A 10,237-nucleotide genomic window follows, 5' to 3' on the forward strand; every position below is an offset into this window, starting at 1 on the left:
GACTTCGCCCGCTGGTGCAAGGACAACCAATTGGTGCCAAGCATGAGCCGACGTGGAAACTGTTGGGACAACGCGGTAGCAGAGTCCTTCTTCAGCAGCTTGAAGAAGGAGAGAATCAAACGCCATACCGCACGCACTCAAGGCCGGGTTTGCACAGAACAAGATTGATGCACTGCGAGAACACACGATCGGTGATCTTTTCACAGAAGAAGAACGGCTATTGCTCGAGTTGACCGACCGAATGACACGCGATGTGAAGGTGCCTGAAGAGCTGATGGCCCGTGTGAGTGCCAGCCGGGAACCCGGCGAAGTGGTGGAGTTGGTGGCCACTGTAGCCGCCTACAACATGGTGTCGCGCTTTCTTGTGGCGCTGAATATTTCGCACTGATCGAGACCTGGTGGGCAGCCGAATCCAGGGCTGCCCTCAATCGCCCGCCTTCGCACTTCTCTGCAACTCCTACAACAATCATCATGGCCACTTCCGTATCGAGCGCCTCGTCCCCTGCAAGGACTTACCTAGAGAACCCCTCCATCACGCGCCTGCGTTTGCCACCACTGTCTTGTGATAGCCACGTTCATGTATTTGGTCCGGTTGCTCAGTTTCCTTACGCCGAGAACCGTCCAGCCACACCCATGGAGGCCCCGAAAGAAACCCTGTTTTCTTTGCACCGGCGCATGGGCATACAGCGTTGCGTCATCGTTCAATCCGTCATGCACGGTACGGACAACCGCGTGGTTGAGGACGCTATCGCGGCAGGTGAAGGCCGCTACTTGGGGGTGGCGTTGGTGAAAGCGGATGTCCCTGATGCCGAACTGCAGCGCTTAAGCGAGGCAGGCTTTCGGGGCGTGCGCTTCAATTTCATGCGGCATATCGAGAATGGCACGACGGTCGATGAGGTCATGAAGCTGACGCCGCGCCTTGCTGCTGTGGGCATGCACCTTCAAATTCACTTCGAAGGCAGATTGGTGCACGAGTTGGCCGCGCCGCTGCAGTTGAGTGCTGTGCCAGTGGTAATCGATCACATGGGCCGAGTGGACGCTACACAAGGTCCCGAGCACAGTGATTTTCAAGCACTGATGCGACTCCTGGAGAATCCTCGCTTTTATGTGAAGGTGAGCGGTATTGATCGTATCGACGCCAAGTCGTCGCCTGCAGAGAAATACCGGCATGGTGTTGCCCTCGCGGGCGCGCTGGTGGACCGCTTTCCAGAACGCTGCGTTTGGGGCACGGACTGGCCACATCCTAACCACACCCACATTCCGGACGACGGCGTGTTGATTGATGCATTGGAACAAATTGCTCCTTCCGAGAAGACGCTAGAACAGCTACTTGTGAAAAACCCTCAACAGCTATACCGATTCGAAGTTAATTCGAAATACGGACAAGTGCGATGAGTGTCTAAGTGGAAAGGGGTCGAGTGGTGGCTGATGCTTCGTAGAACGGAGAAGTCCCGTGGGCATTCGGCGCCTGCGGTAGGTAAATTGGGTAGCAACGCTCGTCGAGCCTGTTCCGAATGAAGTGCGTGACACAGTATTTCCGCTTCAGGCTGATAGCAGCCGCCCGACATCTTGCGCACTACTCACGCTATAGGGCGCATTCCAGACACTGCGAAGCGCAAACTCTGATCGCATCGTGCAGAGGCACGGGCCCTGACATTTGTAAGTGCCTTTGGCAGTCTTTGGTTTGAACGCCTGGCATGCAAAGACGGGTCACTTCGAGAAGAAAACAGCAGCCCCCCGAGTTTCATCCGCGCTGGTCAGCACCACAGTCAATCCATTCTTGGCAGCATTGAGCGAGCCAATCCCAGTGAAGGTGGTTTTAGTTCCGTCGGGGCAGCTCTCGGTGACCTGCACGCCGTAGGCGGCAGTGCTGGAGATAGCATTTACTGCTCCCGCGTAAGCGCACCCTGTGGTTGACGTACCACTCGTGCTGCCCGTCGATGTGATATTCCACTGTGTGGTCTGGGCATTGCCCCCGGATGTTGCACGCCACGTGCCTGCCACCTCGGCTTGAACCGCTGCGGTGCCCAGCGTATCGCTCTGCGACAGGCTAGGGGCGGTTGTATTCACACCTGTGAACGCGATGCTCTTGGGGCTTGTCGTCAAGGTTGCGCTGACCTGGCCTGTAACGGTCTGTCCTGTGGCATTGCTCTGGTTCAATGAATAGGACTTGCCATTGGCACTGCTGTCGCTGCGCACTACCAGCTTGACCAGCCGGGTGGCGTCCTGGCTCAGCAGCCAGGCATTGGCGTTGCCTGAGGCATCGGGCAGCACCAGGGCGGTTACGGCTAGCGTTACGCCGGATGCAGTGACCCATCGACCCTTGAGTTGGGTCGGGTCAATCGCCGGGCCAGCCTCACTACCCCCTCCGCCTCCGCCACAGGCAGCGAGCAAGCTGGTCAGGGCTAAGGTGCGTGCGATTGCAGGCAGTCTAAGGGTGTGTTTGGTCACAGGCTTTGACAGCTGTTGTTGCTGTTCCATGGTTGCTGATAGTTCGCGTTTCACGATTTCAGAATGGGTGAGGTCTTGGGTATAGGTGTCATTCAGAACCAGAACCCATGCGGCATATCCGGCGCCTGCCCCATGATCGACAGCGCCATGTGACCCGGCGCACCAGGGTCCGTGATGATCCCGTCCACCTTCCCGTCTGTATCAAACTGCCCTCCGTCCTCAATGTGGAAGTCCAGCCGCACTCGCCCCCCTTCCATAACCATCTTGCCCCCGTAGGGCTCGCTGGCGATGTTCACCCATTGGCCGCTGGCATTCTCTTTCCAGTATCCATTCACTCCCAGCGCCGGGTCCACGTACAGGCTGAAGTTCTCTCCTGTCTTGCCTTGCCCCAGCTCTACCGTGAAGCTCACCAACCCGATGGGCATTTGCATGCCCGCAGGCAGGTCGGTCGGCGCGTCCTTTTGCGTCAGGCTGGTGATGCGCGCGTTGTCGTTGCCGCTACCTACTTTGCCGTCCTGGCTGCTGGCCACCAGGGTGGTGAAGGTGGGTGGTGAGCTACCGGGGTTGCTCTCTCCTGTGGGACTGAGCACGAACCCGATGGAGCCCACTGAAGGCTGTTCGCTGTCCTTGATTCCGTCTCCGTTGCCATCTCCAAAGATGGTGGTGCCACCGGGGCCAGGGATGCCTGGGGTCTGGTCTTCCACGGCGTTGGGAATACCGTCGTTGTCGGGCACTCCGGGCGTCGGCGGGGTCACGGGAGGGGTTACCGGCGGTTCTGGGTCGGGAGTGACTGGCAATGTACCCAGCAGCAGTTCTCCGGCCGTCGTATCACTCGCAACATTGCCAGCGAGATCGGTAACTGTAGCCACCACCTCGTAGCGCTGGTTCAGCGCCAGCGTCAGCGTGCCACTGGTCGGCACCGCTGCAGCTAAATCCAGGCTCCAAGCACCACCAACCGGTATGACGTCGTAGGTGGCGCCACCTACCAAGACGGTCATCGTCTCGCCTGCCGACAAGGCAGCCGTGCCCGTCAACACCGGCGTCAAGCTTTGGCTCGACAAGGAAGCGACGGTCGGTACGGTAGCTGCGGTGTCGTAAACATAGGCTTGGCTGAGCACTGCGCCATCGTTGCCAGCTAAATCGGTGACCTTGACCAGCAGTGTGTCGCTGACGCTCAGCGTCTGGCCCCCCAGCGACCAGGCGTTATTGCCGACAGTCGATGTGGCTGCAGCCCAGGTGGCGCCGTTATTGAGTGAGACCAGCACCTGCTCCCCAGAGGCCAGATTGGCCGACAATGTTCCGCTGACTGTCTGCGCTGCCGTCTTGGTAATGAAATCAGTGAATGAGACGCCGGTGTCAGCCGACAAGACCACCGAGGCTACGCTCGTAGTCGGGGCGGTAGTGTCGAGCACGTAGGCCGCGTTGGTTGTGGCACCGTCATTGCCTGCCACATCGGTGACGCGCAATCGCAGCGTGTTGCTGCCGGCCAAAGTGACACCGTTCCATGCCAGCGTGGTGCCAGACACTTTGCTGGAAATGTCAGTCCAGGTGGCGCCGTTGTCGAGCGATCCGTACACCACGTCGCCAGCGGCTGGCGCGCCGCTCAACGTGGCGCTGATGGTCTGCGCCGCCGTGTGAGTGATCAGATCCCCGGCCACGCCGGTGTCGGCCGAGAGCGCGATGCCGTTGAAGCTGATGGTCGGCGCCGTGGTGTCGAGCATATAGGCTTGCCCGTAAGCGGTGCCGTTGTTACCGGCGTCGTCCACCACTCTCACCTGAAGCGTATTGCTGCCAGCCAGAGTCTGACCGGCAAGCGACCAAGTGTTAGCGCCAGCAGAGGCAGCGGCCAGCACCCAGGTGCCTCCGTTATCGAGCGAAACATAGACCTTCTCGCCACCGGCCAGATTGGATACCAGCGTGCCGATGAGGGTTTGCGCGGCTGTCTTGGTGATGAAGTCAGTAGCGGACGTACCAGTGTCGGCCGAGAAGGTGGCGCTGGCGATGGTGTTGGTCGGCGCAGTGGTGTCGATGACGATGTCTTTGTTGGCACCCAGCGAACCAGCTGTTCCCGGCGTAGCCAAAGTCAGTGCGGCGGCCTGATGAGAACCGCCTGCATCAACAATGGTGGCGCCATTGAGTGCCAGCGCGCCGGTCGAGCTGTAGTCGAGGTCGGCACTGTTCTGGCCGGCGCCGACCGTATAAAGGAAGGTCAGTGTGCTACTCCCAGAGCCACCTGAATAGGTGGCGCTGCCACCGCCATCCAGCGCCAGGGTCGGAATACCGCCGGTGGTATCAACATCCACTGCTGTGGAGAAGTCGGCAGTGATTGTGACCGTCGAACCGACTGCGTATGCGCCGTCGGCCGTGCTGGCGCTCACGTTGGTGATACTGGGGTTGGAGCCGTCGACATTGATGGCCGCGGTGCTTGCAACGCTGTTGAGGGTGGCCACGGCATCGTTGCCGGCGGCGTCCCGCAGTGTGCCGCCATTGACCGACAGTGCGCCAACGGTGATGCCGTTGGCGTCGATGTCGCCGCTTGGGACGGTGTAGCGGAACAGCAGCGCGCTTGAGCCCGAGCCAGACACATAGTCGGCGTAGCGGGTGGTGGCCCCAACCACGAGAGCGATACGCGGGGAGCCGCCAGTGGTGTCTACAACAACTGCCTCGGAGAAATTCGCTGTGAAGTCCAGTGCTGCCCCGCGATAGTAGGTACCGTCGGCAGGCACTGCGACCGATGTTACGGCAGGGGCGGTGGTGTCGAGTGTGAAGGTCAGCGCAGCCGAGGCGCTCGAGGCGTTCCCAGCAGTATCGGTAGAAACGGCAGTGATGGTATGGCCACCCTCCGCCAATGCGCCAGTGGTCAAAGTCCAACCACCAGCGCCAGCAGTCACGGTGCCGAGCAGGGTGGCACCGTCAAAAACCGTGACGGTGCTCCCGTTTTCTGCGCTACCGGTCAAGGTCGGCGTGGTGTCGCTGGTGATGCCGTCGCTGTTCGACAAGCCGCTGTCGCTAGCACTGTTCAGCACCGGGGTGCCTGGCGCGGCTGGGGCGTTGGTGTCGAGCGCATAGGCCTGGCTGCGCACGGTGCCATCGTTGCCGGCAGAGTCGGTCACTCGCAGCTGTAATGTGTCGTTGCCGGACAGCGTGACGCCGTTCCAGGACAGCGCGGTGCCGGACACCTTGCTGGTGATATCTGTCCATGTGGCTCCATTGTCGACCGAGCCATACAGGATATCGCTGCCACTCAGGACTCCGCTAAGCGTTGCGGAGATGGTTTGGGCCGCAGTCTTGGTGATGAAGTCGGTGGCACTGGCACCCGTGTCGGCCGACAGCGATAGATTGCTGAAGGTGGTGGTCGGAGCGACGGTGTCGTAGGTATAGGCTTGCGAAAGCACGGTGCTATCGTTGCCTGCGGCGTCGCTGACTTTGACCTTGAGCGTGTTGTTGCCCAACAGCGTAAGGCCAGCCAGCGACCAGGTGTTCTGGCCGACGGTAGCAGTAGCTGCGGCCCAATTTCCGCCGTTGTCTAGTGAAACCTGCACGGTTTCTCCGGCATCCAGGTTGGCCGACAGCGTACCGCTAATGGTCTGTGACGCTGCGTTGGTGATGAAATCAGTGGAAGAGGTGCCGCTGTCGTTGGACAATGCCACGCTGGCAATAGTGGTCGTGGGCGGGTCGCCATCTATGACAATGTTCCTATTCGCGCCCAACGAGTTGGCAGCGCCAGGCGATGGCAGCGTCAGCGTGGCATTGTTGCCGGCCGCATCGCGAAGGGTGCTGCCATTGAGCGCTAACGCGCTCGTGCTCAGATAGTCCAAGTCGGCAGCCGTGTCACCGGTCTGCACGGTGTAGTTGAAAGTCAGGGTACTAGTGCCAGAGCCCGAGACGTAGTTGATCGTTCGGTCCGTGGTGCCAGTCTCCAATGTGAGTTGGGGTGTGCCGCCAGCCACGGTGACCGCTTCGCCGAAGTTGACCTGGATGCCGATGACATCACCCACCTTGTACGTACCGTTGGCAGTGGCTGAATCGACGCTGGTGACTGTTGGTGCAATCCCATCGATGACAATGGCTTTGTTATTGCCCAAGGAGTTAGCAGCGCCAGGTGATACCAACGTCAGCACTGCGGTATTGCCCGCTGCGTCTTTGATCGTTCCGCCGTTCAGGGCCAGCGCCGAGGTGCCTTGGTAGTCCAGATCCGTGCTGGTATCGCCCGTCTGCACGGTATAAGTGAATGTCAATGCACTGGTGCCGTTGCCGCTGGCATAGTTGATCGTTCGGTCCGTGGTGCCAGTCTCCAACGTGAGTTGGGGTGTGCCGCCAGCCACGGTGACCGCTTCACTGAAATTGACTTGTACGCTGACGGTGTCGCCCACCTTGTAGGTACCGTTCGCGGTGCTGCTATTGACGCTGGAGACTGCTGGAGCCACGCCGTCGATGACGATGGCTGCGTTGAGGCCCAGGGAGCCCACCGCACCGGGGGTTGGCAGTGCGAGGTTGGCACTGGTTCCTCCACCGGAGTTGATCATTCCGCCGTTCAGGGCCAGCGCCGTGGTGCTTTGGTAGTCCAGGTCCGCGCTGGTGTCACCCGCCTGCACGGTGTAGGTGAATGTCAACGTGCTGGTGCCGGTGCCGCTGGCGTAGCTGACTACTCGGTCGGTGGTGCCGGTTTCCAGGGTCAACTGCGGGGTGCCGGTTACCGTGACCGCTTCGCTGAAGTTGACTTGTACGCTTACGGTGTCGCCTACCTTGTAGGTGCCGTTTGAGGTGGGGCTACTGACGCTTGTGATCGAGGCTTGCGGGGGTTGGATGTTGGCAAGGACAAAATCGTCCAGCGATATGTATTTGATCAAGTTGCCATTGCTCGAGGCTGTCATGACAATCTTGGTAACCCCGACCATGCCAGAAAAGTTCAACGTATTTACGGAACCACCTGCGCCAGAAACAGTTTTGAAGTTGGTTGCAACCAGGTTGTTTGCCGCGTCGTATCCCATGAAGACCAAGTTCTGGTCTACAGCTTGCCGGATGAGCCCCACCGACGTTGCATCGAACTGCTGGCCCCCTTGGAAAGAAAAGACAACAGATGTCTCCGTCCCGCCATCATCGAAATCTACAGTGACGTAGCCACCGGGATCACTGGAAACATCCTCTTTCGTGCCATTTATTTCGAACAGGTAGGATGCATTGTTGTTGGCTTTGTAAACGACATCGCTTGCGGCCCCCAACATGTAATTACCAGAATTGCTGAAATTAGCGGGAGTATCGAAATTAAGCGTGGCGCTCGCAATGTTCAGCACGCTCGCATAAAGATTCGCCAGAGCCGGGCTTGCGACGACCGACTGTGTCTCAATACTCCCTTGTTGAACCTCCAGGTCCCAGTCACCCTGCAGTTGGGCACTTCCCGTCAGATTGTTGGAAGCCGCAACATCGGCACCTGTGGCGATAGCCAGCTGACTGACGAATGTCCGCCCCGCGCCTGCACCGACATCGCATCCATACAGCATGATGTCCGCACCGTTGCTCAGGCTCTGGCCTATGGCCTGCAGCTGAGTGGTATGGGTGGAGAGATTGCCTTGGTCAAGAAACAGCGTCCCCAGGTTGACGGAGGCTTCCTTGCCGTGCGAGATGATGTGCAGGGCATCAATGTTGCTACGCCCAGCCAGTATGTCGGCCATCTGCTGGAGGCCGTCCTTGCCAGCGTCGAGCACATGCACGTCCTTGCCGGCGCCAATGCCTTGCAACAGTGCGTCGATGTCGCTGACATTGCCTTCAATGAAAACAATTTCTGTGCGCGCTGGCATGGCTGCATTCACGACGTTCGCACCCAGTAGCGGGTCGCTCACGATCTGCAGATGCGTCAAATCCGGTGCCGCCACAACGGAAGGCTGGACACGACTGCCCGCGCCGGACTGTATGGAAAAGTCAATCGATGGGTTGGCAGAAACGGTGTTCATACGGTGGCTTCTTTCGTGTCAGGCTTGGGGGCAATGACGTTGGCGGCGCTCCCACTGGGGTCGCTCCAGAAAGTCATCTTGGAAAACTTTTCAAACAGGTCAGGCGGGATGATGGTGCGCCGCTCGGTAAATTCGACCTTGGGTCGCACCCGGTGCAGACCTGGCAAGCCCAGTTGTAGATCGAAATCTGGAGCGTCGTAGGCCAGTTGTTCGAAGTCGTGCGCAAATCTGGGCTCACCAATGAAGTCGTACAGCAGGCCGATGACTTTTTCTGGTGCCTGGGTCAGAAGGTCGTAATCAATGACCAGAATCGATTTGGCATGTTCGCCATAAAACGCCTCGCGCAAGGCTGCCCAGGCAAAACCCACCAATTGGTCGTGTTGTGCCAGGCCTTCCAAACGCTGGTACACGGTGCTGCGCCCCATGTTGTTACCGAAGAGCTTGGTGTTTTCGTAGGGGTTGCTACGGTATTGCCGCTCAATGCTGTCCATCACCCAGGCCACATTGCGCGCGCAGGCAACGACTTTGGCGTCGGGGAACAAATCTAATAGCGTTGGCAGCTTGGCACACCACATGCGATTGGTGTCAAAAATGACGCTCTTGTCGCTGTCTTTCCGGTAGTAGGAGTCAAACAAGCCGGTCAGCAAGTCTTTCCTCTGTGCGTTGTCAACCAGCGTGGCAAATTCGCTACCCGCGCTCACTTGCGAGAGGATTGAATTAACGAACGAACCTACCGGGCTGGACATACCGGCCTGGAAACGCGGGTTCTGGCGCAAAATCGCCGCCAGCAAAGTGGAGCCAGAACGCGGCAAGCCCGAGATGAAGTGGTACCGAGGGGACGTCAACAGTGACATAAGAGAAGAAAAAAGTCGGGCGAACTGGGGAACCTAGGCCAGCAGTAGTTGCTGCACGGCAACTCGTATTTCGGTCTGGCTGGTGTCGATGCGCAGTGCGGGAGTTGTCGGGCACTCGTAGCCCGCTTGTACGCCGGTCATCTGTGTCAGCTGATTGGCCCGCGCCCGTGCGTACAGGCCTTTGGGGTCGCGTTTTTCGCAGACTTCCAGAGGGGTGTTTATGTGGATTTCTTTGCAGCGCCCCACTCCTATGACAGCGTACGCTGCCTCACGTGCCTGGGTCGCAGGGGAGACCATGGCAACGATCGCATGTATGGCGTTGGCATTTAGCAATTGGGCCAGGCGTGCGGCACGGCGCGCGTTCTCTGCACGGCTCGCTTCGTCAAACGCGAGGTCATTGCACAGACCCGTGCGCAGTTCATCGCCATCAATCACGCAGGCGGGTTCACCACAATCCCGCAAGGCTGCAGCCAAGGCCTGTGCCAAGGTGGTTTTTCCAGCGCCCGGCAGGCCTGTGAGCCACCAAGTGGTGGCCATCTGTTGCTTCATGAAGGTGTGTCGCCTTTGAACTGGTCCCCCTGCAACGCGAGCAGGATTCGCGTGGAGACCCTAACGGCAGGCAAAAGAGAATTAACATTTCGGAAATTGTGGTTTTACCGAATGTCTTCACCCTTGTCACTCTTTGTTTTTCAGCGCGGCGTACCTCCAGCGATACATGCTGGCTGGGAAATGTATAGCGACGTCAAAAAAACGACAGGCAGGCTCGCAAAATCAAAGTACAGCACGCCAAGTGCGTGGGGCAGAACTTGGCCAAAGACCGCCCTGGCCCAGATCTACTTCGGCGCGGACAGTCCTGCACGTTCTTCTCGACCACACCCTTCTCCCAGCCGGAGGCGACGTTGCAGAAGTCGGGGTCGAACAGGTAGTGGCTGCACATGGCTGCGAAGCGCGCGTTGACCGTGCGCTGCTTGCCGCGCTGCA

General features: G+C 59.1%; 6 protein-coding genes and 2 pseudogenes. 3 read left to right on the forward strand and 5 right to left on the reverse strand.

The features are described from left to right. From OIN59_RS25160 to OIN59_RS25170, 3 genes and pseudogenes are all read left to right on the forward strand, one after another. Positions 1-141 (forward strand): annotated as a pseudogene (locus OIN59_RS25160) (IS3 family transposase); the annotation flags it as partial. A gap of 100 nt (positions 142-241) precedes the next feature. Then, a complete protein-coding gene (locus OIN59_RS25165) occupies positions 242-388 on the forward strand; it encodes a carboxymuconolactone decarboxylase family protein (RefSeq protein ID WP_274114909.1) in 147 nt (48 codons plus the stop codon). Positions 389-471: 83 nt separating this feature from the next. Beyond that, the gene (locus tag OIN59_RS25170) at positions 472-1,395 is read left to right on the forward strand and encodes an amidohydrolase family protein (protein WP_274114911.1); all 924 of its coding nucleotides are present in this window, start codon (positions 472-474) and stop codon (positions 1,393-1,395) included. A 315-nt stretch (positions 1,396-1,710) separates the two neighbouring features. On the opposite strand, the gene OIN59_RS25175 is transcribed toward OIN59_RS25170, so the two are convergent. The 5 genes and pseudogenes from OIN59_RS25175 to OIN59_RS25195 form a co-directional block, all read right to left on the reverse strand. Further along, positions 1,711-2,481, reverse strand: a complete 771-nt coding sequence (locus OIN59_RS25175) for a hypothetical protein (RefSeq protein WP_274114913.1) — start codon at positions 2,479-2,481, stop codon at positions 1,711-1,713. 62 nt (positions 2,482-2,543) lie between these two features. Then, positions 2,544-8,402: a DUF4347 domain-containing protein gene (locus tag OIN59_RS25180; protein ID WP_274114915.1), complete on the reverse strand. Its 5,859-nt coding sequence runs from the start codon at positions 8,400-8,402 to the stop codon at positions 2,544-2,546. Further along, positions 8,399-9,256, reverse strand: coding sequence for a sulfotransferase family protein (locus tag OIN59_RS25185; RefSeq protein WP_274114917.1), 858 nt, complete (start codon positions 9,254-9,256; stop codon positions 8,399-8,401). Before OIN59_RS25185 ends, OIN59_RS25180 begins: the two co-directional genes overlap by 4 nt. Positions 9,257-9,289: 33 nt before the next feature. Further along, positions 9,290-9,805, reverse strand: a complete 516-nt coding sequence (gene cysC / locus OIN59_RS25190; RefSeq protein WP_274114939.1) for an adenylyl-sulfate kinase — start codon at positions 9,803-9,805, stop codon at positions 9,290-9,292. Positions 9,806-9,998: 193 nt separating this feature from the next. Then, positions 9,999-10,237, reverse strand: a pseudogene (locus tag OIN59_RS25195) (hypothetical protein); the annotation flags it as partial.

The sequence above is a fragment of the Acidovorax benzenivorans genome (assembly GCF_028680575.1).
Classification (GTDB): domain Bacteria; phylum Pseudomonadota; class Gammaproteobacteria; order Burkholderiales; family Burkholderiaceae_C; genus Acidovorax; species Acidovorax benzenivorans.

What these genes read in the sequence shown, in the direction of transcription:
- cysC (WP_274114939.1), bottom strand. Translation starts at nt 9,805, where the DNA reads ATGAAGCAACAGATGGCCACCACTTGGTGGCTCACAGGCCTGCCGGGC.
- OIN59_RS25185 (WP_274114917.1), bottom strand. Translation starts at nt 9,256, where the DNA reads ATGTCACTGTTGACGTCCCCTCGGTACCACTTCATCTCGGGCTTGCCG.
- OIN59_RS25170 (WP_274114911.1), top strand. Translation starts at nt 472, where the DNA reads ATGGCCACTTCCGTATCGAGCGCCTCGTCCCCTGCAAGGACTTACCTA.
- OIN59_RS25175 (WP_274114913.1), bottom strand. Translation starts at nt 2,481, where the DNA reads ATGGAACAGCAACAACAGCTGTCAAAGCCTGTGACCAAACACACCCTT.
- OIN59_RS25180 (WP_274114915.1), bottom strand. Translation starts at nt 8,402, where the DNA reads ATGAACACCGTTTCTGCCAACCCATCGATTGACTTTTCCATACAGTCC.
- OIN59_RS25165 (WP_274114909.1), top strand. Translation starts at nt 242, where the DNA reads ATGACACGCGATGTGAAGGTGCCTGAAGAGCTGATGGCCCGTGTGAGT.